This is a genomic window from Pseudomonas morbosilactucae, assembly GCF_023241665.1.
In the GTDB taxonomy this organism is placed as follows: domain Bacteria; phylum Pseudomonadota; class Gammaproteobacteria; order Pseudomonadales; family Pseudomonadaceae; genus Aquipseudomonas; species Aquipseudomonas morbosilactucae.
This window is the reverse complement of sequence record NZ_JALQCX010000011.1, coordinates 172,089-197,847: the sequence shown is the minus strand read 5'-3', so window position 1 is coordinate 197,847 and position 25,759 is coordinate 172,089. Positions and strand designations below refer to the sequence as shown.

General features: G+C 61.8%; 19 protein-coding genes. 11 read left to right on the top strand and 8 right to left on the bottom strand.

From position 1 onward, the window contains the following. Positions 1-3: 3 nt before the first annotated feature. Entirely contained in the window at positions 4-1,776 is a 1,773-nt protein-coding gene (locus M1B35_RS07450; RefSeq protein WP_268261614.1) for an N-acetylglutaminylglutamine amidotransferase, read from the bottom strand. Between the two features lie 203 nt (positions 1,777-1,979). After that, positions 1,980-3,959, bottom strand: a complete 1,980-nt coding sequence (gene mnmC, locus M1B35_RS07445) for a bifunctional tRNA (5-methylaminomethyl-2-thiouridine)(34)-methyltransferase MnmC2/FAD-dependent 5-carboxymethylaminomethyl-2-thiouridine(34) oxidoreductase MnmC1 (protein ID WP_268261613.1) — start codon at positions 3,957-3,959, stop codon at positions 1,980-1,982. 199 nt (positions 3,960-4,158) lie between these two features. On the opposite strand from mnmC, the gene pap reads away from it, so the two are divergent. After that, positions 4,159-5,682, top strand: coding sequence for a polyphosphate:AMP phosphotransferase (gene pap / locus M1B35_RS07440; protein WP_123328294.1), 1,524 nt, complete (start codon positions 4,159-4,161; stop codon positions 5,680-5,682). Between the two features lie 102 nt (positions 5,683-5,784). Then, positions 5,785-6,969, top strand: coding sequence for a thiolase family protein (locus M1B35_RS07435; RefSeq protein ID WP_123328293.1), 1,185 nt, complete (start codon positions 5,785-5,787; stop codon positions 6,967-6,969). A 61-nt stretch (positions 6,970-7,030) separates the two neighbouring features. On the opposite strand, the gene M1B35_RS07430 is transcribed toward M1B35_RS07435, so the two are convergent. After that, positions 7,031-8,425, bottom strand: coding sequence for a class II fumarate hydratase (locus tag M1B35_RS07430; protein ID WP_268261612.1), 1,395 nt, complete (start codon positions 8,423-8,425; stop codon positions 7,031-7,033). A 193-nt stretch (positions 8,426-8,618) separates the two neighbouring features. Between M1B35_RS07430 and M1B35_RS07425 the strand changes: the two genes are divergently transcribed. The 7 genes from M1B35_RS07425 (at position 8,619) to M1B35_RS07395 (ending at position 16,526) form a co-directional block, all read left to right on the top strand. After that, positions 8,619-9,134 carry a DUF2059 domain-containing protein gene (locus M1B35_RS07425; protein WP_123328291.1) on the top strand — a complete coding sequence of 172 codons (516 nt, stop codon included), beginning with the start codon at positions 8,619-8,621 and terminating at the stop codon, positions 9,132-9,134. A gap of 12 nt (positions 9,135-9,146) precedes the next feature. Continuing rightward, entirely contained in the window at positions 9,147-9,449 is a 303-nt protein-coding gene (locus M1B35_RS07420) for a BolA family protein (RefSeq protein WP_123328290.1), read from the top strand. A 188-nt stretch (positions 9,450-9,637) separates the two neighbouring features. After that, entirely contained in the window at positions 9,638-10,579 is a 942-nt protein-coding gene (trhO, locus tag M1B35_RS07415; RefSeq protein WP_123328289.1) for an oxygen-dependent tRNA uridine(34) hydroxylase TrhO, read from the top strand. A 3-nt stretch (positions 10,580-10,582) separates the two neighbouring features. Continuing rightward, positions 10,583-11,218 (top strand): DsbA family protein, encoded by a 636-nt coding sequence (locus tag M1B35_RS07410; RefSeq protein WP_123328288.1) that lies wholly within the window; start codon positions 10,583-10,585, stop codon positions 11,216-11,218. Continuing rightward, on the top strand, positions 11,166-13,037 hold the full coding sequence (locus tag M1B35_RS07405) for an ABC transporter ATP-binding protein (protein WP_425273396.1): 1,872 nt from the start codon (positions 11,166-11,168) through the stop codon (positions 13,035-13,037). The genes M1B35_RS07410 and M1B35_RS07405 overlap by 53 nt, the downstream gene beginning before the upstream one ends. A 200-nt stretch (positions 13,038-13,237) precedes the next feature. Beyond that, positions 13,238-15,697, top strand: a complete 2,460-nt coding sequence (locus M1B35_RS07400; RefSeq protein ID WP_268261611.1) for an EAL domain-containing protein — start codon at positions 13,238-13,240, stop codon at positions 15,695-15,697. A gap of 76 nt (positions 15,698-15,773) precedes the next feature. Further along, a complete protein-coding gene (locus M1B35_RS07395; protein WP_279653402.1) occupies positions 15,774-16,526 on the top strand; it encodes an iron-containing redox enzyme family protein in 753 nt (250 codons plus the stop codon). Between the two features lie 81 nt (positions 16,527-16,607). Here the strand turns inward: M1B35_RS07395 and M1B35_RS07390 are convergent, their stop codons facing one another. The 5 genes from M1B35_RS07390 to M1B35_RS07370 all read right to left on the bottom strand — a co-directional run bounded on the left by M1B35_RS07390 (position 16,608) and on the right by M1B35_RS07370 (position 21,533). After that, entirely contained in the window at positions 16,608-17,540 is a 933-nt protein-coding gene (locus M1B35_RS07390) for a GGDEF domain-containing protein (RefSeq protein WP_268261609.1), read from the bottom strand. 370 nt (positions 17,541-17,910) lie between these two features. Next, on the bottom strand, positions 17,911-18,651 hold the full coding sequence (locus M1B35_RS07385; protein WP_123328803.1) for a YciK family oxidoreductase: 741 nt from the start codon (positions 18,649-18,651) through the stop codon (positions 17,911-17,913). Between the two features lie 113 nt (positions 18,652-18,764). Beyond that, on the bottom strand, positions 18,765-19,436 hold the full coding sequence (gene mupP, locus M1B35_RS07380; protein WP_268261608.1) for an N-acetylmuramic acid 6-phosphate phosphatase MupP: 672 nt from the start codon (positions 19,434-19,436) through the stop codon (positions 18,765-18,767). A gap of 3 nt (positions 19,437-19,439) precedes the next feature. Beyond that, positions 19,440-20,138, bottom strand: a complete 699-nt coding sequence (gene ubiG / locus M1B35_RS07375) for a bifunctional 2-polyprenyl-6-hydroxyphenol methylase/3-demethylubiquinol 3-O-methyltransferase UbiG (protein ID WP_045881902.1) — start codon at positions 20,136-20,138, stop codon at positions 19,440-19,442. A 63-nt stretch (positions 20,139-20,201) separates the two neighbouring features. Beyond that, positions 20,202-21,533 carry a TRZ/ATZ family hydrolase gene (locus M1B35_RS07370; protein WP_123328282.1) on the bottom strand — a complete coding sequence of 444 codons (1,332 nt, stop codon included), beginning with the start codon at positions 21,531-21,533 and terminating at the stop codon, positions 20,202-20,204. Between the two features lie 108 nt (positions 21,534-21,641). On the opposite strand from M1B35_RS07370, the gene mtnA reads away from it, so the two are divergent. Together mtnA and gyrA are read left to right on the top strand one after the other, a co-directional pair. Next, on the top strand, positions 21,642-22,718 hold the full coding sequence (gene mtnA, locus M1B35_RS07365; RefSeq protein WP_268261607.1) for an S-methyl-5-thioribose-1-phosphate isomerase: 1,077 nt from the start codon (positions 21,642-21,644) through the stop codon (positions 22,716-22,718). 354 nt (positions 22,719-23,072) lie between these two features. Next, a complete protein-coding gene (gene gyrA, locus M1B35_RS07360) occupies positions 23,073-25,742 on the top strand; it encodes a DNA gyrase subunit A (protein ID WP_123328280.1) in 2,670 nt (889 codons plus the stop codon). Positions 25,743-25,759: the final 17 nt, after the last annotated feature.

Below are 25,759 nucleotides of genomic sequence, written 5' to 3'. Positions count from 1 at the left end.
CGGTCAGATTCCTTGTTCGCTGAGCCACAGGTTCAGTGCCGCCAACTGCCACAGCTTGGAGCCGCGCAATGGGGTCAACTGGCCTTGCGGGTCGGTCAGCAGGCGGTCGAGCATGGCGGGGTTGAACAGGCCACGGTCCTGGCTCGGGTCCAGCAGCAGTTCACGTACCCAGTTCAGGGTGTCGCCCTGCAAATGCTTGAGGCCCGGCACTGGGAAGTAGCCTTTTTTGCGGTCGATCACCTCGCTGGGGATCACCAGGCGCGCGGCTTCTTTCAGCACTTGCTTGCCGCCGTCGGGCAGCTTGAACTGGGCTGGCACCCGGGCCGACAACTCCACCAGGCGGTAGTCGAGGAACGGCGTGCGCGCCTCCAGGCCCCAGGCCATGGTCATGTTATCCACACGCTTGACCGGATCGTCGACCAGCATCACGGTGCTGTCCAGGCGCAGGGCTTTATCCACAGGTGCGTCGGCACCGGGCTGGGCAAAATGCTCGCGGACAAAGTCGCCGGCAGCATCGTTGGCGGTCAGCCACTTGGGTTGCACGGTGGCGGCGTAGTCGTCGTAACTGCGGTCGAAGAACGCCGCTCGGTAGGCCGCGTACGGGTCGCTAGCGCCGTCTACTTGCGGGTACCAGTGGTAGCCGGCGAACAGTTCGTCGGCGCCTTGGCCGCTTTGCACCACTTTGCAGTGCTTGGCCACTTCCCGCGACAGCAGGTAGAAGGCGATGCAGTCGTGGCTGACCATCGGTTCGCTCATGGCGCGGAAGGCGGCCGGCAACTGCTCGATGATTTCACGCTCGTCGATGCGCAACTGGTGATGCTGGGTGCCGTAATGCTTGGCGATCAGGTCCGAATACTGGAACTCGTCACCGCGCTCGCCACCGGCATCCTGGAAGCCGATGGAGAAGGTCGAGAGGTTCTCCACCCCGACTTCCCGCAGCAGGCCCACCAGCAGGCTGGAGTCGACGCCGCCGGAAAGCAGCACACCGACATCCACCGCCGCCCGTTGACGAATCGCCACCGCTTCACGGGTGCTGTCGAGCACGCGGTCGCGCCAGTCTTCCAGGGTCAGGTTGAGCTCGTCGGCGCGCGGGCCGTAGGGCAGGGTCCACCAGGTTTGTTGCTCGGTGCGGCCATCGGCTTCGATGCGCATCCAGGTGGCCGGCGGCAGTTTTTCAACGCCGGCCAGCAAGGTACGCGGCGCCGGCACCACAGCATGGAAGTTCAAGTAATGATTGAGCGCCACCGGATCGAGGATCGGGTTGATATCGCCGCCCTTGAGCAGCGCCGGCAACGCTGAGGCGAAGCGCAGGCGCTGGCCAGTGCGTGACAAGTACAGGGGTTTGACCCCGAGGCGGTCGCGGGCGATGAACAGGCGCTGGGCGTCGCGCTCCCAGATGGCGAAGGCAAACATGCCATTGAGCTTGGGCAGCAGGTCGGTGCCCCAGGCGTGATAGCCCTTGAGCAGCACTTCGGTGTCACCGCCGGAATGGAAGGCGTAACCCAGTTTTTCCAGCTCGGCCCGCAGTTCGGGGAAGTTGTAGATGGCCCCGTTGAACGCCAGGGACAGGCCCAGGGCGTTGTCGATCATCGGCTGCGCCGAGCCGTCCGACAGGTCCATGATTTTCAGGCGTCGATGGCCCAGGGCGATCGGGCCCTGGCTGTGAAAGCCCCAGGCGTCGGGGCCACGGGGGGCCAGGTGATGGGTGATTCGTTCAACCGCTGCCAGGTCGGCAGGTTGATGATCAAAGCGTAGTTCGCCAGCTAGTCCGCACATAAGTCCTTACCGGTTTTTCCGTTGGGGAGAGTCAATCCGTAGCCACCAAAAGGGCGGGTACCAGGAAACTGACCTGTGCATAACTCGGGAGTTTTAGATCGATCGGTTATAAGCGAGTGGGTTCAAGTGCGTTGCTGGGCTGGTCAAGCTGCTGATTTGCCTGACTTTGGCGGCGCGTTTTTGCGACGCGCCGCCAGTGTCTATCAGGCTTTGCCGCGAATCAGCCGACGCAGGGCGAAGCGGTTGGGGTGGCACGCTTCGGCCACGCTTCTGGGCAGGGGCAGGGGTTCGTTTTCCAGCCAGGCGGCCAGCAACTCACCGGACAGCGGTGCGGTGATCAGGCCGCGGGAGCCATGGCCACTGTTGATATACAGGCCGTCGAGCCAGGGGCAGGGCAGGTCCGGCACTTGTCGCGCATCCTTGGCCAGCGCGGCGTAGGTGTCGGTGAACAGGGCCGGGTCGGCCAGGGGCCCGACGATGGGCAAATAGTCCGGGCTGGTGCAGCGAAACGCGGCGCGGCCCTGCAAGGTTTCCAGCGGCAGTTGCTCGGCGCCGAGGCGTTCGCTGAGGTCGCTGGAAATTTCCCGCAGCATGGCCAGGTTGCCGACATGTTCGGCAACCGTGGCCGTCAGGTCGTCACTCTTGAAATCGAAGCTGGCACCCAAGGTGTGCTCGCCCAAGCGCGGTGGTGCGACATAACCTTCGGCGCACACCACGGTGGCCAGGCTTTGGCTGCGCGGGGTTTGCGGCAAGCGGGTGATCTGCCCGCGAATACGTTTGAGGGGCAACTCGGCACTGGCCGGAAAGTGCTTGATGTCGGCCGCGCCGGCGAGGATCACCACTGCCGCGCTGGCCAGCAGGTGCTCACCGTCCCAGGCTTGCCAGCGCCCATCGACCTGACGCAGTTCCAGGGCGTTGTGCCGCTGCAAGACCTGGATTTTCGGATGGTGGGCTTGCCACTGGCACAGGGCCGGCGGATGCACCCAACCCCCTTCGGGGTAGAACAGGCCGCCCCAGGCCAGGTCGATGCCGGCGCGCGCCTGGGCCTGGGGCTGGTCCAGCCGTTGCAGCAGATCGGTGGGGAAGGCGTTTGCCAGTTGGGCCTGGCGCTCGTCTTCCTTGGGGTTGAAGGCCAGTTGCAGCACGCCGCAGTTGTCCCAGTCCTGGCCCCGTTGCAGTTGTTCAAGCTGCCGCCGGGTGTAGCCAAAACCGCTGAGGATCATCTGCGACAGCGCGGTGCCGTGGGCCGATAGCTTGAGGTAGAGCACGCCCTGGGGGTTGCCCGAGGCTTCCTGGGCCAGTTGCTCGTGGCGCTCCAGCAGGCTGACCTGCCAGCCCCGAGCCGCCAGGCTGGCGGCGCTGGCGCAGCCGGCCAGGCCACCGCCGATCACCAGGGCAGTTTTCTCTTGCGGTGCCGAGGGCCGGGCGAACCAGGGTTTGACGGCCGGTGTCGGCGTTGCGTCCTCGGGCCAGCCGAGAAATGCGCCGCGCAGCACCTCCCATTTGTGGCCGATGCCCGGGGTGCGTTTCATCTTGAACCCGGCGGCGTTCAACAGGCGTCGAACCCAGCCAGTGCTGGTGAAGGTGCTGATGGTCGAGCCGGGTGCCGCCAGGCGGGCCAGCTCGGTGAACAGTTCCGCGGTCCACATGTCGGGGTTTTTTGCCGGCGCAAAGCCGTCGAGAAACCAGGCGTCGATCTGCGCGTCCAGTTGCGGCAACTGTTCCAGGGCATCGCCGATCAGCAGGGTCAGGGTGACCCGGCCGGCATCCAGCACGATGCGCTGGAAACCCTGGTGCACCGCCACATAGGACGCCAGCAAGCGCTCGGCGAAGCTCGCCAGTTCCGGCCACAGGGCCAGGGCGCGTCGCAGGTCGTCGGGGCTGAGGGGGTACTTTTCCACGCTGACGAAATGCAAGCGGGCATCCGCATCGGCCTGGGCCTCGAACAACTGCCAGGCGCAGAGAAAATTCAGCCCGGTGCCGAAGCCGGTTTCACCGATCACAAAGCGCTCGCCCGGCTGGAGCGCGGCAAAGCGTTCCGTCAGGCGGTTCTGCTCGATAAACACGTGGCGTGTTTCGGCCAGGCCCGACTCGGTGGAGAAATACACATCGTCGAAGACCTTGGAACGCGGGCGACCTTGGTCGTCCCAGTCGAGTTGGGCATGGGGCAATACGGGAGTCATGTTCGGCTCGAAATCGGCAAGGCGGCCATTCTAGCTGATCGCCGCGGGTGCGATTGACCCATGACAAGGCCCGCTGCCTCCGGGGCGCGGAAAATCCGCCGCCGGCTTTTGCTGGCCAGCCTCGGGTTGCCCGGGGATTTGTTTCCTGCGGCCGTTGTCGATCCGCTAGTCTTGGAAAATTCTTGGAAGGGAGCCGTCCATGTTTGAATCTGCCGAAATCGGTCACGCCATCGACAAAGACACCTACGAAGCCGAAGTGCCTGCCTTGCGCGAGGCGTTGCTGGAAGCGCAGTTCGAGTTGCAGCAGAGGGCCGGGTTTCCGGTGATTGTGCTGATCAACGGGATCGAAGGCGCAGGCAAGGGCGAGACGGTCAAGCTGCTCAACGAATGGATGGACCCGCGGCTGATCGAAGTGCGCACCTTCGACCAGCAGACCGATGAAGAGCTCGCCCGTCCTCCGGCCTGGCGCTATTGGCGGATGCTTCCCGCCAAGGGGCGCATGGGGGTATTTTTCGGCAATTGGTACAGCCAGATGTTGCAGGGGCGGGTCCATGGTCTGTTCAAGGACGCGCGTCTGGATCAGGCAATCAACGCCGCCGAACGCCTGGAAAAAATGCTCTGTGACGAAGGCGCGCTGATCTTCAAGTTCTGGTTTCATCTGTCCAAGAAACAAATGAAGGCCCGGCTCAAGGCCCTGCAGGACGACCCGTTGCACAGCTGGCGCATCAGCCCCCTGGATTGGCAGCAGTCAGAAACCTACGACAAGTTCGTCAAATACGGTGAGCGGGTGTTACGCCGCACCAGCCGCGACTATGCACCCTGGCACGTGATCGAGGGCGTGGACCCTTATTACCGCAGCCTGACCGTGGGCAAGATCCTGCTGGAGGGGTTGCAGAACGCACTGAACCGCCCCGTTGGCAAGACGGCTTTGGTGACCGCTGCACCGCTGCCGTCCAGCGTCGATCAGGTGACCCTGATTGGCAGCCTGGACATGACCCAACGCCTGGACAAGGACGATTACGAGGAACAGCTGATTACCGAGCAGGCGCGCCTGTCCGGGCTGCTGCGGGACAAACGCATGCGCAAGCACGCCCTGGTGGCGGTGTTCGAAGGCAACGATGCGGCGGGCAAGGGCGGGGCGATCCGGCGGGTGGCGGCAGCGCTGGACCCACGCCAATACAGCATCGTGCCGATTGCTGCGCCCACTGAAGAAGAGCGCGCGCAGCCTTATCTTTGGCGTTTCTGGCGGCACCTTCCGGCCCGGGGCAAATTCACCGTGTTCGACCGTTCCTGGTACGGCCGGGTGTTGGTGGAGCGTGTCGAGGGTTTCTGTTCCCCGGCCGACTGGCTGCGGGCCTATGGCGAGATCAATGACTTTGAGGAGCAGATCGCCGATGCAGGGGTGATCGTGGTCAAGTTCTGGCTGGCGATCGACAAACAGACCCAGCTGGAGCGCTTCCAGGCCCGGGAAGAGATCCCCTTCAAACGCTTCAAAATCACTGAAGACGACTGGCGCAACCGCGAAAAATGGGACGACTACCGCGCCGCTGTCGGCGACATGGTTGACCGTACCAGTACTGAGGTGTCGCCCTGGACCCTGGTGGAAGCCAATGACAAGCGCTGGGCGCGGATCAAGGTATTGCGCACCCTCAACCGCGCCCTGGAAGAGGCGTTCGAAAAGTCCGACAAGGACGATAAAAAACGCAAGAAGGACAAGAAATAGAGCGATGGTCGCGCATACGCGGGGTGAATGATTGTCGCGGTCGGTGAAGGGGCAGACTTATGCTCGGCCCACTTCCAACCGACAACAACAATGAGGTGTGCCATGCGTGAAGTGGTGATCGTCGATAGCGTGCGGACTGGCCTGGCCAAGTCCTTTCGCGGCAAGTTCAACCAGACCCGTCCGGATGACATGGCCGCCCATTGCGTCAATGCGCTGCTGAGCCGCAACGGCATCGACCCGGCCAGCGTCGAGGATTGCATCGTCGGCGCCGGCTCCAACGAAGGCGCCCAGGGTTACAACATTGGGCGCAACGTAGCGGTGCTCTCGCAACTGGGCACCGGCACGGCGGGCATGACCCTCAACCGCTTCTGTTCCTCGGGGTTGCAGGCGATTGCCATTGCCGCCAACCAGATTGCCTCCGGCTGCAGCGACATCATTGTCGCCGGGGGCGTCGAGTCCATCAGCCTGACGATGAAAAGCGTCAACACAGACAACCTCATCAACCCGCTGCTCAAGGAGCAGGTGCCGGGTATTTACTTTCCCATGGGCCAGACCGCCGAGATCGTTGCTCGACGCTACAACGTCAGCCGCGAAGAACAGGACCTCTATGCCCTGCAAAGCCAGCAGCGCACCGCACAGGCCCAGGCGGCCGGGCTGTTCGATGATGAAATCGTCGCCATGGCGGTCAAGTACAAGGTCGAGGACAAGAACACCGGCCAGGTGCAGGTGCTTGACGGTGTGGTCGATCGTGACGACTGCAATCGTCCGGACACCACCCTGGAGAGCCTGGCCGGGCTGAAACCGGTGTTTGCCGAGGACGGTTCGGTGACGGCGGGCAACTCGTCGCAGTTGTCTGATGGGGCCTCGATGACCCTGGTGATGAGCCTGGAAAAGGCCCTGGAACTGGGGCTCAAGCCCAAGGCGTTTTTCCGCGGCTTTACCGTGGCTGGTTGCGAGCCGGACGAAATGGGCATCGGCCCGGTGTTTTCGGTGCCCAAGCTGCTCAAGGCGAAGGGACTGAGCGTGGCTGATATCGATTTGTGGGAGTTGAACGAAGCCTTTGCTTCCCAGTGCCTGTACAGCCGCAATCGCCTGGAAATCGATAACGCACGCTACAACGTCAATGGCGGTTCGATTTCCATCGGCCATCCGTTCGGCATGACCGGGTCGCGTCAGGTCGGCCATTTGGTGCGCGAGCTGCAACGGCGCAACCTGCGCTACGGCATCGTCACCATGTGCGTGGGCGGGGGCATGGGCGCCACCGGGCTGTTCGAGGCGGTGCGTTAGGCGGCCAGTCCTGTTACCAGGCCGGCGTCTACCCAGGTTTGGGTAGGCGCCGGTGTTGTTTCTAGCCCTGCTTTCCGGCCTCCAGCATGTTTTCGGGGCGGACCCAGGCGTCGAATTGCTCATCCGTCAGGTAACCCAAGGCCAGCGCGGACTCACGCAGGGTCAGGTTTTCCGCATAGGCCTTCTTGGCAATTTCTGCCGCCTTGTCGTAGCCGATGTGGGTGTTGAGCGCGGTCACCAGCATCAAGCCACGTTCCAGGTGTGCGGCCATGTGCCCGGCATCGGGTTCCAGGCCGGCAATGCAATGGGCCTGGAAGTTACTGCAGCCATCGGCCAGCAGGGTGATGGATTGCAGCAGGTTGTGGATGATCACCGGTTTGAACACGTTGAGCTGCAGGTGCCCCTGGCTGGCGGCAAAGCCGATCGCTACATCGTTGCCCATGACCTGGCAGGCCAGCATGGACAGCGCTTCACATTGGGTCGGGTTGACCTTGCCGGGCATGATCGAACTACCGGGCTCGTTGGCCGGCAAGCGCACTTCGGCCAGGCCGGCCCGCGGGCCCGAGCCGAGCAGTCGCAGGTCGTTGGCGATTTTCATCAGGCACACGGCCAGGGTTTTCAAGGCGCCGGAGAGAGTCGTCAGCGGCTCGTGCCCGGCCAGGGCGGCGAATTTGTTCGGTGCGGTGACGAAAGGCAAGCCGGACAGCGCCGCCAGTTCGGCGGCAATGGCCTCGCCAAAACCGTGGGGCGAGTTGAGCCCGGTGCCCACGGCGGTGCCGCCCTGGGCCAGTTCGTACACCGCCGGCAAGGCCCCGCGGATGGCACGCTCGGCGTAACCCAGTTGGGCAATGAAGGCCGAGAGTTCCTGGCCGAAGGTGATGGGGGTGGCGTCCATCATATGGGTGCGCCCGGTTTTCACCAGATGCATGTGCCGGGCCGAAAGCTCGGCAAGGCCGCCGGACAGTTCGGCAATCGCCGGCAGCAGCTTGAACTGCACGGCCTGGGCCGCAGCGATGTGCATGGCGGTGGGGAAGCAGTCGTTGGAGCTTTGCGAGCGGTTCACATGGTCGTTGGGGTGCACCGGGGTCTTGCCGCCGCGAGGGTTGCCGGCCAGTTCGTTGGCCCGCCCGGCGAGCACTTCGTTGACGTTCATGTTGCTCTGGGTGCCGCTGCCGGTCTGCCAGACCACCAGCGGGAACTGGTCGTCATGTTCACCTGCCAGGACTTCGTCGGCGGCCTGTTCGATCAGCCGGGCGATGTCGGCGGGTAGGTCGCCATTGCGGTCATTGACCCGCGCGGCGGCTTTCTTGATCAGCGCCAGGCTGTGCAGGACCGACAGCGGCATGCGCTCGTTGCCGATGGCGAAGTTCACCAGCGAACGTTGGGTCTGTGCCCCCCAGTAGGCGTCGTCCGGGACTTCGACCTGGCCAAGGCTGTCGGTTTCGATACGGCTCATCGGTTCACTCTCCTGTTGGGCTGATTGCGAAGTTTAGGTCGTGATCCGTGGCCCGGGTTCCGTAAAGCGTGTTTTGCTTCCTTTGGTCGAGCAAAACCAGGCGGCATCAGGCCTGGGGTTGAGCCCCGGAGTTTATTAGGCGCAGAATGGTCGCCCTTGGGGTTTTACCTCGCCTGCTAGAAAAGGAAACTCGATGACCCGTCTTCGTGCCATCTGTACCGCGGTTGTTCTGGTATGCGCCAGCGGCCAGGTTCTTGCCGATACCGCCAGCCACAACGCCAGTGCCGAAGCCTTCCTGACCCTGGCCCACGCCGACAAGCTGGGTACCCCGGTGTACATGCAAGTGCAGCAAATGTTTGCCCAGCGTTTTGAGCAAACCAAAGCCCCCGAGTCGAAACGCGCCCTGCTGGAAACCTACCAGGCCAAGGCCAACGCCGCCCTGGACCAAGCCATTGGCTGGAACAAGCTGAAGCCGGACATGGTCAAGCTCTACACCACCAACTTCAGCGAATCCGAGCTCAAGGACCTGGTGGCGTTCTACCAGTCGCCACTGGGCAAGAAAGTCCTGGAAAAAATGCCCCAGCTGACTCAGCAATCGGCGCAAATGACCCAGGCCAAACTGGAAAGCGCCGTGCCCGTGGTCAACAAGCTGCTGGCGGACATGACCACCGAACTCGAGCCTAAGGCTGCACCGGCCAAGAAGAAGTAAGCGGAGCCAGGAATGACCATGCAACAACGTATTGAATCGGCCCTTGGGGCCTTGCAGCCCGAGCATCTGCAAGTGCTGGACGAAAGTCATATGCACAGCCGCGGCCTGCAGACCCACTTCAAGGCGGTGCTGGTGAGCGAGCAGTTTGCCGGGCTCAACAGCGTCAAGCGCCATCAGAAGGTCTACGCCACCCTGGGCGATCTGATGAGTGAGTTTCATGCGTTGGCGCTGCACACCTATACGCCGGAAGAATGGCTCAAAATCGGCGCGGCTCCAGCTTCGCCGACGTGTGCGGGGGGTAGCGGCAAGCGATAAGCCGCAGCGGCAAGCTTGAGGCTTTGAGCTTGTCGCTTGGAGCTCAGCACCGCCTTCCTGCTACAATCCGCAACGCGCCGCTCAAGTCGGCGCGTTTTTTTTTGCCTCTATTTGCAGCGTGCAGCGAAAAGCTCGCATCTGCCGTATCCGGTTCACCCTTTACGAGGGTAGCCACCTGGAGATTACCCATGACACAACCCATTGTCGTGGCGGCACTGTACAAGTTCGTCACTCTTGAAGATTACGTCGCCCTGCGTGAGCCCCTGCTGCAGGCGATGCTCGACAACGGCATCAAAGGCACCTTGCTGATCGCCGAAGAAGGCATCAACGGCACGGTTTCCGGCAGCCGCGAAGGCATTGACGGGCTGATGGCCTGGCTCAAGAACGATCCGCGCATGGACGACATCGACCACAAAGAGTCGTATTGCGACGAGCAGCCGTTCTACCGCACCAAGGTCAAACTGAAGAAAGAAATCGTCACCCTGGGGGTGCCGGGCGTCGACCCCAACAAACAGGTGGGGACCTATGTCGATCCACAGGACTGGAATGCGTTGATCAGCGATCCGCAAGTGCTGTTGATCGATACCCGCAATGATTACGAAGTGTCGATCGGTACCTTTGAGGGCGCCATCGATCCGAAGACCACCAGTTTTCGCGAATTCCCTGATTACATCAAAGCCCACTTCGACCCGAGCAAGCACAAGAAGGTCGCCATGTTCTGCACCGGCGGCATTCGTTGCGAGAAAGCCTCCAGCTTCATGCTCAGTGAAGGCTTCGATGAGGTATTCCACCTTAAGGGCGGGATTCTCAAGTACCTCGAAGAGGTGCCGCAGGAAGAGAGTAAATGGCAGGGCGACTGCTTCGTCTTTGATAACCGGGTCACTGTGCGTCACGACTTGAGTGAAGGCGACTACGATCAATGTCATGCCTGCCGCACGCCGGTGAGTGTCGAGGATCGCGCGTCCGAGCACTATGTGCCCGGAATCAGTTGCCCCCATTGTTGGGACAAGCTGAGCGAGAAGACTCGCCGCAGTGCCATCGACCGGCAGAAGCAGATCGAGTTGGCCAAGGCGCGTAACCAGCCGCACCCGATCGGTTTCAACTACAAGCAATCACCCTCCGAGGCCTGAGCCATGTCTGCCCGCCTGCTCTATGTAATGGATCCGATGTGTTCCTGGTGCTGGGGCTTTGCCCCGGTGGCGCAGGCGCTGGTCGAGCAGGCCCAGGCTGCCGGTGTGGAAGTGCACCTGGTGGTGGGCGGCTTGCGCACGGGCAGCGGTTCGGCCCTCGAACCCACGACCCGGCGCTACATTCTTGAACACTGGCAGGCGGTCAACGAGACCACCGGTCAGCCGTTCAGCTTCGAGGGCGCCTTGCCCGAAGGCTTTGTCTACGACACCGAACCGGCCTGCCGGGCAATCGTCACGGCCCGCAGCCTGGCGGCCGATTGCGCCTGGAACCTGTTGAAGCTGATCCAGCAGGCGTTCTATGTAGAGGGGCGCGATGTCACCCACGCCAGCGTACTGGTGGAGTTGGCAGAGCAGGCGGGCGTGCCGCGTATCGAGTTCGCCGAAGCCTTTGACCGTGCCGAGCAGCACGCCGCCACCGCAGCAGACTTCACCTGGGTCCAGGACCTGGGGATTGCCGGGTTCCCCACCTTGCTCGCCGAGCGCAACGGCCAGTTGGCGCTGTTGACCAACGGCTACCAGCCACTTGATGTGCTGTCCCCGTTGCTCGGCCGTTGGCTGGAGCGGGCTGCCTGTGTATGACCCGACCGAGACGTCCGCGCCTGCCAAGCCTGTCGATCGCCTGACCTGGGCGGAAATTCGCCGGCTGGCGTTGCACCATCGCAAAGGTTTGTGGGTGGCCAACGCCGTGGCGGTCCTGGCTACTCTGTGCAGTGTGCCGATCCCCTTGCTGTTGCCTTTGCTGGTAGATGAGGTCCTGTTGGGCCACGGTGACGCCGCGCTGCAGGTGATGAACCGGGCGCTGCCGCTCGCGTGGCAGAGCGCTCCCGGTTACATCGGCCTGATGCTGCTGGCGACCCTGGGCCTGCGCTGCTGTGCCTTGGTGTTCAACGTGGTGCAGGCCCGATTGTTTGCCGGTCTGGCCAAGGACATCGTCTATCGGATCCGCACTCGGCTGATCGAGCGCCTCAAGCGTATTTCCCTGGGGGAATACGAAAGCCTCGGAAGTGGCACCGTGACCACCCACTTGGTCACCGACCTGGACACGGTGGACAAGTTTGTCGGTGAAACCCTCAGTCGCTTCCTGGTGGCCATGCTGACCCTGGTGGGCACTGCGGGGATTTTGCTGTGGATGCACTGGCAACTGGCGCTGTTGATTCTGCTGTTCAACCCGTTGGTGATCTACGCCACCGTGCAGTTGGGCAAGCGGGTCAAGCACCTGAAGAAGCTGGAAAACGACAGCACCTCGCGTTTCACCCAGGCCCTGACTGAAACCCTGGATGCGATCCAGGAAGTGCGTGCCGGCAATCGCCAGGGCTACTTCCTTGGGCGATTGGGGCAGCGGGCCCGGGAAGTGCGTGATTATGCGGTGGCCTCGCAGTGGAAAAGCGACGCCTCGAGCCGCGCCACGGGGCTGTTGTTTCAGTTCGGTATCGATATCTTTCGCGCCGCGGCGATGCTTACGGTGTTGTTCTCGGACTTGTCCATCGGGCAGATGCTGGCCGTGTTCAGCTACCTGTGGTTCATGATCGGCCCGGTGGAGCAGTTGCTGAACCTGCAATACGCCTTTTACGCGGCGGGTGGCGCCCTGACACGGATCAACGAATTGCTAGCCCGCGCCGACGAGCCGCAATACGCCGGTGGCAGCAACCCGTTTCAGGGCCGGGAAACCGTCGGCATCGACGTGCGCGGCCTGAGCTTCGGTTATGGCGATGAACTGGTGCTCAACCACCTGGACATGTCCATCGCGCCGGGTGAAAAGGTCGCCATCGTGGGCGCCAGCGGCGGTGGCAAAAGTACCCTGGTGCAACTGCTGCTGGGGCTCTATACCCCGCGCGCCGGGGTGATCCGCTTTGGCGGTGCGAGCCAGCAGGACATTGGCCTGGAAACCGTTCGGGAAAACGTCGCCGTGGTCCTGCAGCATCCGGCCCTGTTCAACGACAGCATCCGCGCCAACCTGACCATGGGCCGGGAGCGGACCGACGCCGCCTGTTGGCTGGCGCTGGAAATTGCCCAGTTGGATGCCACGGTCCGGGCCCTGCCCCAGGGCCTGGACAGCGTTGTCGGGCGTTCTGGTGTGCGACTTTCCGGAGGCCAGCGCCAGCGCCTGGCCATTGCGCGCATGGTCCTGGCCGAGCCCAAAGTGGTGATTCTCGACGAGGCCACGTCGGCCCTGGACGCTGCCACCGAGTACAACTTGCACCAGGCCCTGACGCGCTTTTTGCGAGGGCGGACTACCCTGATCATTGCCCACCGCTTGTCTGCGGTAAAACAGGCTGATCGGGTGTTGGTGTTCGATGGCGGGCAGATTGCCGAAGATGGCGATCACCAACAGTTGATTGCCGATGGTGGCCTCTACGCCAAGCTTTACGGGCATTTGCAGCAAGTACAGCAACCCTGAATACTGCCGTTTTCATCGGCTTGATGATGAAGTCTCCTCTGGGGACGACCACTCAATTCGGCACTGTCGCAGTTTCCCCCGTCGACAACGTATAGCGCTTTACAGGCTGGCCTTCTGCTAGATGCAAAGTAGCCTAATCTGTTGGTTCAGGAGTGGGATCACTCGGGTGTTCATCTGGCAGTGCTTATGCAAGGGGCCTCATGAAGCAAAAGCGAACTCTCGGAACCCCACGGTTATTGGGCATCGTTTGGCCTTTTATCGCCGTGGTGGTGTTTCAAGCGTTGTTGGGTGGTCTCAGTCTCTACGTGCTATCGGCTGTGCGCGGCTATGTGGCCGGCGAAAGCCTGTGGTCCAAGGGGCAGAAAGATGCCATCTACTACCTCAACCTTTACGCCGACGGTCGTGACGAATCGACGTTCCTCAAATATCAGAACGCGATCGCCGTGCCCCAGGGTGGGCACGAGTTGCGCCTGGCGTTGGACCGTCATCCGCCTGACCTTGAAGCCGCCCGCCTGGGCATTCTCAAGGGCGGCAACCACCCGGATGACGTTTCCAGCCTGATCTGGCTGTACCTAAACTTTCGCCACTTCAGTTACCTGGAGAGGGCCATCGACCTGTGGACCGTAGGCGACAGCTACCTGGTGCAGCTGGATGACGTGGCGCAGGAGATGCACCGGAGTATTACCAGCGGTCGTGCTGACTCTGCCGATATCAATCGCTGGAAGAGCCAGATACTGGCTATCAACGACGGCGTGACCCCGGCGGCCAAGGCCTTCAGCGACGCCCTGGGCGAGGGGTCGCGGGTGATCCTGCGTCTTCTGCTAGTCACCAACCTGGCCACGGCGCTGATCCTGATCGCCCTGGCGTTGCTGCGTACCCATAAATTGTTGGCCCAGCGCCATGCCTTTGCCGACGCCCTGCAACTGGAAAAAGAGCGCGCGCAAATTACCCTGCAGTCCATTGGCGATGCGGTGATTACCACCGACGTCGAGGGTGCCATCGCCTACATGAACCCGGCGGCCGAGGCGCTGACCCACTGGAAAGCCGAGCAGGCCACGGGTTTGCCGCTGGCCTCGTTGTTCAACCTGTTGGATGAAAACGCCCAGACCGACGGGTTCACCCTGATCGAGCACATCCTCAGCGGCCAGCTCAGTGGCGGAAGCGAGCATTCCAAGCTGATCCAGCGGCTTGATGGCAGCACGGTGTCTGTGACCCTGGTCGGTGCGCCGATCCAGAATGCCGGCAAGGTCAGCGGCACTGTGCTGGTGTTGCATGACATGACCCAGGAGCGGCAGTACATCGCCAACCTGTCCTGGCAAGCGACCCATGATGCTTTGACCGGGCTGGCCAACCGGCGCGAGTTCGAGTTCCGCCTCGAACAGGCACTGCAGAACCTGATGCGCCAGCCGGGCAGGCATTCGCTGATGTTCCTGGACCTGGATCAGTTCAAGCTGGTCAACGATACCTGCGGCCATGCGGCGGGTGACGAACTGCTGCGGCATATCTGCGCACTGCTGCAATCCGGCCTGCGTGAGGGCGACACCCTGGCGCGCCTCGGTGGCGATGAGTTCGGCATCCTTCTGGAGAACTGCCCGCCGGATGCGGCGGAAAAGATTGCCGAGGCCCTGCGCCAGACTGTGCAGAACCTGCATTTTGTCTGGAAGGGCAGGCCGTTCGTGACCACCGTGAGTATCGGCCTGGTGCACGTGGCCCAGACGCCTACGACGCTGGAAGCCTCGCTGCGGGCCGCCGACATGGCCTGCTACATGGCCAAGGAAAAAGGCCGGAACCGGGTGCAGGTCTACCATGCCGACGATTCGGAGTTGTCCCTGCGCTTTGGTGAAATGGCCTGGGTCCAACGGTTGCATATGGCCCTGGAAGAGAACCGTTTCTGTCTCTATGCCCAGGAGATTTTTGCCCTTGGCCACACCGAGAGCGGCGGCGGGCACATCGAGATTCTGCTGCGCCTGCATGACGAGGCCGGGCGAATGATCCTGCCGGACAGCTTCATCCCGGCGGCGGAGCGTTACGGCCTGATGACTTCGCTGGACCGTTGGGTGGTAGAGAACGTGTTCAAGATCATTGCCCAGTGCATGGCCGAGGGGCGTAAAGGGCCGATGGCCATGTGCGCCATCAATCTATCGGGCACGACCATCGGCGATGACGACTTTCTGGGCTTCCTGCGGAGCCAGTTTTCCGCCTATGGCGTTCCGCCAGAGATGATCTGTTTTGAAATTACTGAAACCAGTGCGATCACTAATTTGGGGAGTGCGATCCGTTTTATTAATGAACTCAAAGGCTTGGGATGCCACTTTTCGCTGGATGACTTTTGTGCGGGAATGTCGTCGTTCGCTTATCTCAAACATTTGCCTGTAGACTTCCTAAAGATCGATGGAAGTTTCGTAAAGGATATGCTGGACGACCCGATTAACCGTGCCATGGTCGAGGTAATCAACCATATTGGCCATGTTATGGGTAAGCGCACGATTGCCGAGTTTGTTGAAACACCGCAGATTGAGCAGGCATTGCTGGAGATCGGCGTGGATTACGCTCAAGGGTACGTTATCGAACGCCCGCAATTGTTTACCTGTGACAGCTTGCAATGTCGACCCGTACGACCACAGCCCCTGTTATTCAAGGCGCCTGGCACGTTCCGTTGAAATCTCTTACTGATCAGCCAATCACATAAAAAGGAGCCCGACAGTGATCGATACATTCAACCGAACCGGCCCGCTCATGGAAGCCGCAAGTTACCCCGCCTGGGCTCAGCAACTGATCCAGGATTGCAGCGAGAGCAAGCGTCGTGTGGTGGAGCATGAGCTGTATCAGCGCATGCGCGACAACAAACTCAGTGCCAAGACCATGCGCCAGTACCTGATTGGTGGCTGGCCTGTGGTGGAGCAGTTTGCCTTGTACATGGCTCAGAACCTGACCAAGACCCGTTTTGCCCGGCACCCGGGTGAGGACATGGCGCGACGCTGGTTGATGCGCAACATTCGTGTGGAACTCAACCATGCGGACTACTGGGTGAATTGGAGTCGCGCCCACGGCGTGACCCTGGAGGATCTGCAAGCCCAGCACGTGGCGCCGGAGCTGCACGCGCTGAGTCACTGGTGCTGGCACACCAGCTCATCGGACTCGTTGATTGTGGCGGTCGCGGCCACCAACTACGCCATTGAAGGGGCGACGGGTGAGTGGTCGGCGCTGGTCTGCTCCAACGGTCTGTATGCAGCGGCTTTCCCGGAAGAGGAACGCAAGCGCGCCATGAAGTGGCTGAAGATGCATGCTCAGTATGACGATGCCCATCCTTGGGAGGCGCTGGAAATCATCTGCACCCTGGCCGGGATGAACCCGAGCAAGGCGTTGCAGGCCGAGCTGCGCCAAGCGGTGTGCAAGAGCTACGACTATATGTACTTGTTCCTTGAGCGCTGCATGCAACAGGAAAAGTCCACTGTGAGCCGTGAGCGACTGGCATTGGCGGAAGGTTGATGGCACCGGTGGGCCAGCCATGGCCTGCCGGGATTCAGGATCGTAACCGAGGGGCGCCGAAGAGGGCCGTTGAAGTCGGAGTCAGCCCGCCATGGCCAGTCGATTGCGGCCTTCGCGCTTGGCCACATACAGCGCGCTGTCAGCCCGGCGCAATAGGCTTTCGGCGGACTCCCCCGGTAACAGTGTCGAGCAACCCAGGCTCACCGTTAGTTCGATCAGGTTGCCGTCCGCGCTGTAATCCTGAGCCTGTGCCGCATGGCGCAGGCGCTCCCCCACCAGGGCCGCGGCCTCGCGTCCAGTGTTGGAGAGCAGGATCAGAAACTCTTCCCCGCCAAAGCGAAAGACCATATCCACATTGCGTAGCTGGCCTTTGATGGCGGCCGCCACGGCTTTGAGCACATCATCGCCGGCGCTGTGGCCGTGGCTGTCGTTGATTTTCTTGAAGTGGTCGATGTCCAGCATCAGCAGCGACAACGGCTGCTGGTGGCGTCGGGACATGTCGATTTCCCGTTGCAGGGTCTGGTCCATGGCCACGCGATTGCCGGTCTCGGTCAGCGGGTCACGCAGGGCGCTGCGGGTCGCGGCGCGATAGAGCAAGGCATTGCGCATGGGGTAGAGCAGGGCGCACAGCAGGGACTCCAGATAACCCTGTTCGACATCACTGAAGCGTTGGTTGCGTTTGAACACCAGCTCGCCCATGGGCTCGCCTTCATGGCTCAGGTTGTAACTGATGGAGTGATGGCCGCGTTGACCGAAATCCAGGCGCAAGTCGCTGGGTTTGTACTGGTAGGACAGGGCGTCGAGGGGAATCAGGCGCTGCACTTCACGGAAAAACTGCCCCAGGATGCGTTGTGGGTCCAGGCTGGCTTGCAATTGCAGGCCCAGTTGCTGGCGCAGTTGAGCTGGAGTGATCGGGCGCTGCAGCAGTGGCGAGGAAGACTGCTGGCCAAAACCCAGGCGCTGCAACTTGGCGCTATCGAAATCAATGGCGTTGGTCTGGGTGGGTGTTTTCATACCGCGTGAGCCCCCTGAGCACTGAATGCAGTCTGACTGGCTGGGTGAGAGCGGCTCGGGGCAGCGCGTCGTACTGTTCCATCAGTCCCATAGGACATTTCTGAACAGTCTATGCCGCTTTACTGCCTCTTATAAGCCCCGGTTCAGCGGGGATGCCCTCTTCGCCAATCGGCTGCGTGTCTGAGCGAAGCCAGAGCGAAAGTCGTGCCATTCGTTAGCTTGAAATAGAAATGTCTTTTAATTCAGATGCTTGAATGGCGGTCCAGGCGGGCTTTTACCGTGGACGGTCATTTATTTGGCAGGGGGCTGGGTGCTAAAAGACGGATGGTGGCGCGTCGCGACGGTATTCCGTCGCGACGAACGGAGGGTGTTACTGAGCGTCGAAGGCTTGGCCGTTGATTCCGGTGCTGTCGGGGCCCATCAGGTACAGGTAGACCGGCATGATTGCTTCGGGCGCCGGGTTGTTGCTGGGGTTTTCCCCCGGGTAAGCCAGGGCGCGCATGCTGGTGCGGGTAGCGCCGGGGTTGATGCTGTTGGCACGTACCGGCGCCACGCCGTCCAGTTCGTCCGCCAGGGTTTGCATCAGGCCTTCGGTGGCGAACTTGGACACACCGTAGGCGCCCCAATAGGCGCGGCCCTTGCGGCCGACACTGCTGGAGGTGAACACCACCGAGGCGTCCTGGCTCAGCTTCAGTAGCGGCAACAGGGTGCTGGTCAACATGAACATGGCGTTGACGTTGACTTGCATGACCCGCATGAAGTTTTCCCCGGACAACTGCTCCAGCGGTGTACGCGGGCCGATGATCGAGGCGTTGTGCAGCAGGCCGTCGAGGTGGCCGAACTCGGTCTCGATCATGGCGGCCAGTTCGTCGTACTGGTGGGGCTGAGCGGTTTCCAGGTTGAAGGGGATCACTGCCGGCTGCGGGTGGCCGGCCGCCTCGATCTCATCGTAGACCTGGGTCAGGTTGGCTTCGGTCTTGCCCAGCAACAGGACGGTGGCGCCGTGGGCGGCATAGGTTTTTGCCGCGGCTGCGCCGATCCCGCGACCGGCCCCGGTCACCAGGATCACCCGGCCTTTGAGCAGTTCTGGGCGTGCAGAGTAGTCAAACATAAACAACCTCAAGAATTCATGGCAGGAAGCCGCTTGCTGGTGCTGAGGCCCTTGAGCCAGGAGGCTCATTCAAAGGCGCCAGCGTGGGCAAGCCAGCTCCTGCAGGGGCAGGGTCAGCAGCTGCAGAGTGCGTTATCCAGCACCTTGCGCAGTTCCAGCGGGTGATCGACGACCACGTCGGCGCCCCAGTGCTTGGGGTTGTCGTCGGGGTGGATGTAGCCGTAGGTGACTGCCGCGGTTTTGGTGCCGGCATCGCGCCCGGACTCGATGTCTCGCAGGTCATCACCGACAAACAGCACGCTGGCCGGGTCCAGGTCGAGCATCTTGCACGCGAGGATCAGGGGTTCAGGGTCCGGCTTGCTGTTTTTCACGTGGTCCGGGCAGATCAGCAGGGCCGAGCGCTCCGCCAGCCCCAGTTGCTGCATGATCGGTTCGGCGAAGCGCAAAGGCTTGTTGGTCACCACGCCCCAGATCAGCTTGGCGTTTTCGATATCGGCCAGCAGTTCGGCCATGCCGTCGAAGAGCTTGCTGTCGACGGCGCAATGCTTGAGGTAGCGCTCGAGAAACTCCTGGCGCAGCTCCTCGAACCCTGGGGATTCGGGGTCCATGGAGAAGGTCACGGCCACCATGGCCTTGGCGCCACCGGAGATTTCGTCGCGGATGTGCTGGTCGTTGATCGGCGCCAGGCCGCGATCGGCGCGCATGGCCTGGCAGACCGCGATAAAGTCCGGCGCGGTGTCGAGCAGGGTGCCGTCCATGTCGAAAAGAACTGCTCTGATGGCCATGGCTTATTCCTCCCGCAGGGTCTGGATCATGTAGTTGACGTCCACGTCCGCCGCCAGCTTGTAGTGCTTGGTCAGGGGGTTGTAGGTCAGGCCGATGATGTCCTTGACGGTCAGGCCGGCCGAGCGGCTCCAGGCGCCGAGTTCGGAAGGGCGGATGAATTTCTTGAAGTCATGGGTGCCGCGCGGCAGCAGCTTCATGATGTATTCCGCACCGATGATGGCGAACAGATAGGCCTTGGGGTTGCGGTTGATGGTGGAGAAGAACACCTGGCCACCGGGCTTGACCATGCGGAAGCACGCACGGATCACCGACGACGGGTCGGGAACGTGCTCGAGCATTTCCAGGCAGGTGACGACGTCGAATTGCTCAGGCATCTCTTCGGCCAGGGCTTCGGCGGTGATCTGCCGGTATTCGACGCTGACCCCGGATTCCAGCTGGTGCAGTTGGGCCACGGCCAAGGGCGCTTCGCCCATGTCGATGCCCATGACCGTGGCGCCGCGCTGGGCCATGGCTTCGCTGAGGATGCCGCCGCCGCAGCCGACATCGAGGACCTTCTTGCCAGCCAGGTTGACGCGCTCGTCAATCCAGTTGACCCGCAGCGGGTTGATGTCGTGCAGGGGTTTGAACTCGCTTTCGCGGTCCCACCAGCGATGGGCCAGGGCTTCGAATTTGGCGATTTCAGCGTGGTCGACGTTGCTCATGGGTCATCCTCTAAATCTAAAAAAATCGGCTGTCAGCCTTGAGGCAGGGCTCAAGGGGAGGTTCTATTCGGCATGCCCGCTGATGCGTCGGCCCCAGGCGCTGGCGGTGGCGCACAGCTGCTCTTCGTCCAGGCGGGTCAGGCGGCGGTCGTCGAGCAATTGCTTGCCGGCGACCCACAGGTGTTTCACGCAGTCACGGCCGGTGGCATAGATCAACTGCGACACCGGGTCATAAATCGGTTGCTGGGCCAGCCCGGAGAGGTCGAAGGCCACCAGGTCAGCGGCCTTGCCCACTTCCAGTGAGCCCACTTCACTTTCCAGGCCCATGGCTCGGGCGCCATTGAGTGTGGCCATACGCAGGGCCCTATGGGCATCCAGCGCTGTGGCCGAACCAGCTACTGCCTTGGCCAACAGGGCGGCGGTACGGGTTTCTCCGAGCAGGTCCAGGTCGTTGTTGCTGGCGGCGCCATCGGTGCCTATGGCTACGTTGACCCCGGCCAGCCACAAACGCTCCACCGGGCAGAAGCCGCTGGCCAGTTTGAGGTTGGATTCCGGGCAATGGATGACGCTGCTGTTGGTTTCTACCAGCAAAGCCAGGTCGTCATCGCTGATCTGGGTCATGTGCACGGCCTGGAAGCGCGGCCCCAGCAAACCCAGGCGTGCCAGGCGGGCCAGCGGGCGTTCGCCATGCTGCTCCACCGCTTGTTGCACTTCGAAGGCGGTTTCGTGAACGTGCATATGAATCGAGGCGTCCAGCTCCTCGGCGATCACGCGGATTTTCTCCAGGTTCTCATCACCGACGGTGTAGGGTGCATGAGGGCCGAAGGTGATGCTGATTCGCGGGTGATGCTTGAGGTCGCCGAACAATTCCACCCCCTGACGGATGGCCTCGTCAGCGCTGGCTGCGCCTGGAATGGGGAAGTCCAGGATTGGAATGGCGATCTGTGCGCGAATACCGCTGTTATGCACCCGCTCGCTGGCGACCTTCGGGAAGAAATACATGTCAGAGAAACAGGTGATGCCGCCTTTGAGCTGCTCGGCGATGGCCAGGTCGGTGCCGTCGCGGACGAAGGCCTCGTCGACCCACTTGGCTTCGGCGGGCCAGATATGGTTTTCGAGCCAGGTCATCAGCGGCAGGTCATCGGCCAGGCCGCGGAACAGCGTCATCGCCGCGTGGCCGTGGGCGTTGATCAGCCCGGGGCTGAGCAGCATGCCCGGCAGCTCTCGGACTTCACTGGCGGCGAGCTTCAAGGCTTCTGCGCGTGGACCGATATAGGCAATGCGCCCGTCACGAATACCCAGCCCGTGTTCTTTGAGGACCACGCCGGCGGGTTCGACAGGCACCAACCAAGTCGGCAACAGCAGTAAGTCGAGCGCAACGACAGGGTTTGGCATCGAAGATCGGGTCCGGTGCTTTTGTGAGGGATGGCGAAGTATACCCGAGCGTCTTCGCCGGGGGATCGCTATAATCGGCGGCTTTTGTTCATGAGTGCGGGGTGAAGGATGCGCGATCGACTGTTGGCGGCGGAGAAGGTGAAAGCCATCGATTGGCGGGACAACGCCCTGTATCTGCTCGATCAGCGCATTTTGCCGTTTGAGGAAACCTGGATTCCCTGCACCAGTGCCGCCGAGGTGGCCGAGGCCATCCGCACGATGGTGGTGCGCGGCGCTCCGGCGATCGGCATCAGCGCCGCTTATGGCATGGTGCTGGCGGCACGAGCGCGCCGCGCAGCCGGCGGTGACTGGCAGACGGCGCTGGAGGAAGACTTCACCCTGCTGGCCGGTTCGCGTCCGACTGCGGTCAACCTGTTCTGGGCCTTGAATCGCATGCGCGAGCGCCTGGAGCGTGCTCGGGATCACACCGACCCGTTGGCGGTTCTGGAGGCCGAAGCCCTGGCGATTCACGAAAGCGATCGTGAGGCCAACTTGACCATGGCCCAACTGGGTGTCGACCTGATCCGCCGTCATCAAGGCAATGCCCAGGCGCTGTTGACTCATTGCAATGCCGGAGCCTTGGCCACTGGCGGGTTTGGCACGGCCCTGGGGGTGATTCGCGGCGCCTGGCTGGAAGGCATGGTGGAGCGGGTCTACGCCGACGAAACCCGGCCCTGGTTGCAAGGTTCACGGCTGACCGCCTGGGAGCTGGTCAATGAAGGCATTCCTGTGACCCTGAATGCCGACTCCGCCGCGGCCCATATCATGAAGACCAAGGGCATTACCTGGGTGATCGTCGGTGCCGACCGGATTGCCGCCAACGGCGATGTGGCGAACAAGATCGGCACCTACCAACTGGCGGTCAATGCCATGCACCACGGCGTGCGCTTCATGGTTGTCGCCCCCAGCTCCACCATCGACATGAGCCTGGCCAGTGGCGATGAAATTCCTCTGGAAGAGCGTGACGGCATTGAGTTGCTGGAAGTCGGCGGCAAGCGCCTGGGGGCAGAGGTCGAGGCCTTCAATCCAGTCTTCGATGTCACGCCGGCCGATCTGATTGATGTGATCGTCACTGAAAAGGGCATTGTCGAGCGTCCCGATACTGCAAAAATGGCCCAATTGATGTGCCGCAAGCGCCTGCATTGAGGTTTTTCCTCGAAAGGCTTCGCTGATTGCTCGTTTGGCAGGTCGTTCGGTCAGGAAAAAACCGGCATTTTATCGCGAAATCCGCCTCTGAGCTTCTCTGGCCGCCTATAAGGCTGTCACCGGTCAACTAACTATGTTCCATGCTTGTCAGGGGGATAGGTGCGTGGCGGCGATTGTGATAACATCCGGCGGTTTCCAAGGCAGCCCTGCGGGGTTGCCTTCACTGCGCAAATCCATGGTCTAACTTGTTGATTTGTCGTAAGTCGGTGCATGGCACTAAGCCTGCAGCGGCGAGCTTCGTTCGTCCCATATGGATGTGACGAAGTTTCACCAGAAAAAGGAATCAGGCTTCTCATGGGCGAACTGGCCAAAGAAATCCTCCCGGTCAATATCGAAGACGAGCTGAAACAGTCCTACCTCGACTACGCGATGAGCGTAATTGTCGGGCGGGCACTGCCTGATGCGCGCGATGGCTTGAAGCCCGTGCACCGGCGTGTGCTGTTCGCGATGAGCGAGCTCGGTAACGACTGGAACAAGCCGTACAAGAAATCTGCCCGTGTTGTCGGTGACGTGATCGGTAAGTATCACCCTCACGGTGATACCGCGGTGTACGACACCATCGTTCGGATGGCCCAGCCATTTTCCTTGCGCTACCTGCTGGTAGACGGCCAGGGCAACTTCGGTTCGGTCGACGGCGACAACGCGGCGGCCATGCGATACACCGAAGTACGCATGACCAAGCTGGCGCACGAGCTGCTGGCCGACCTGCATAAAGAAACCGTGGACTGGGTGCCGAACTACGACGGCACTGAAATGATCCCGGCGGTCATGCCGACCAAGATCCCCAACCTGTTGGTCAACGGCTCCAGCGGTATCGCCGTGGGCATGGCGACCAACATCCCGCCGCACAACCTCGGTGAAGTCATCGACGGTTGCCTGGCGCTGATCGACAACCCCGAGCTGACTGTCGACGACTTGATGCAGTACATCCCCGGTCCGGACTTCCCGACCGCGGCGATCATCAACGGTCGTGAAGGCATCATCGAGGCCTACCGCACCGGCCGTGGCCGCATCTATATGCGCGCCCGCTCGATCATCGAAGACATCGACAAGGTCGGCGGCCGCCAGCAGATCGTCATCACCGAGCTGCCGTACCAACTGAACAAGGCCCGTCTGATCGAGAAGATCGCCGAGCTGGTGAAAGAGAAGAAGCTCGAAGGCATCACCGAGCTGCGCGACGAGTCCGACAAAGACGGTATGCGCGTCGTGATCGAGCTGCGTCGTGGCGAAGTGCCGGAGGTGATCCTCAACAACCTCTACGCCCAGACCCAACTGCAAGCTGTATTCGGTATCAACATCGTCGCACTGATCGATGGCCGCCCACGGATCCTGAACCTCAAGGATCTGTTGGAAGCCTTCGTTCGTCACCGCCGCGAAGTGGTGACCCGTCGTACCGTGTTCGAACTGCGCAAGGCGCGTGAGCGTGGCCACATCCTTGAAGGCCAGGCCGTTGCCCTGTCCAACATCGACCCGGTCATCGCCCTGATCAAAGCCTCGCCAACGCCGTCGGAAGCCAAGGAAGCGCTGATCAGCACCCCTTGGGAGTCCAGTGCGGTGATGACCATGGTCGAGCGCGCCGGCGCCGACTCCTGCCGTCCGGAAAACCTCGACCCGCAATATGGTCTGCGCGACGGTAAGTACTTCCTGTCCCCGGAGCAGGCGCAAGCCATCCTGGAACTCCGCCTGCACCGCCTGACCGGCCTCGAGCATGAAAAACTGCTGGCCGAGTACCAGGAGATTCTCAACCAGATCGGCGAGCTGATCCGCATCCTCAACAGCGCCACGCGCCTGATGGAAGTGATCCGCGAAGAGCTGGAAGTGATCCGTGCCGAGTATGGCGATGTGCGTCGCACCGAAATTCTCGATGCCCGTCTCGACCTGACCCTGGGTGACATGATCCCGGAAGAAGAGCGCGTAGTGACCATTTCCCACGGTGGTTATGCCAAGACCCAGCCACTGGCTGCGTACCAGGCTCAGCGTCGTGGCGGTAAAGGCAAGTCGGCCACCGGCGTCAAGGATGAGGACTACATCGCTCACCTGCTGGTCGCCAACAGCCACACCACGCTGTTGCTGTTCTCCAGCAAGGGCAAGGTGTATTGGCTGAAGACTTACGAAATTCCCGAAGCATCCCGTGCCGCTCGCGGTCGTCCGCTGGTCAATTTGTTGCCGCTGGACAGTGATGAGTACATCACCACCATGCTGCCGGTCGACGAGTACACCGAAGGTCACTTCATCTTCATGGCCACCGCCAAGGGCACCGTGAAGAAGACCCCGCTGGAATCCTTCAGCCGTCAGCGCAGCGTGGGCCTGATCGCCCTGGAGCTGGATGAAGGTGACGTACTGATTTCGGCGGCCATCACCGATGGTGAGCGTGAAGTCATGCTGTTCTCCGATGGCGGCAAGGTCACTCGTTTCAAAGAGTCCGACGTCCGTGCCATGGGCCGTACCGCTCGCGGCGTACGCGGTATGCGCCTGCCGGAAGGGCAGAAGCTGATTTCCATGCTGATCCCGGAAGAAGGCAGCCAGATCCTCACCGCCTCGGCGCGTGGCTACGGCAAGCGTACGGCTATCAGCGAGTTCCCAGAGTACAAGCGTGGCGGCCAGGGTGTGATCGCCATGGTCAGCAACGAGCGTAACGGCCGTCTGGTCGGTGCGGTCCAAGTGCTGGATGGCGAAGAGATCATGCTGATTTCCGACCAGGGCACTCTGGTGCGTACTCGTGTGGGCGAAGTGTCCAGCCTGGGTCGCAACACTCAGGGCGTGACCCTGATCAAGTTGGCCAGTGATGAAACCCTGGTGGGCCTGGAGCGGGTGCAGGAGCCATCGGAAGTCGAAGGCGACGAGCTGGAAGGCGAAGAGGGTGCCGAATTCGAAGGAACCGTGCTGGATGCGGTGACCGATGCGGATGACGCAACCGAAGGCCAACAGGCAGATGCCGCAGGCGAAGAAGAGTCGCAAGACTAATTAAATCGTAGCAGGGC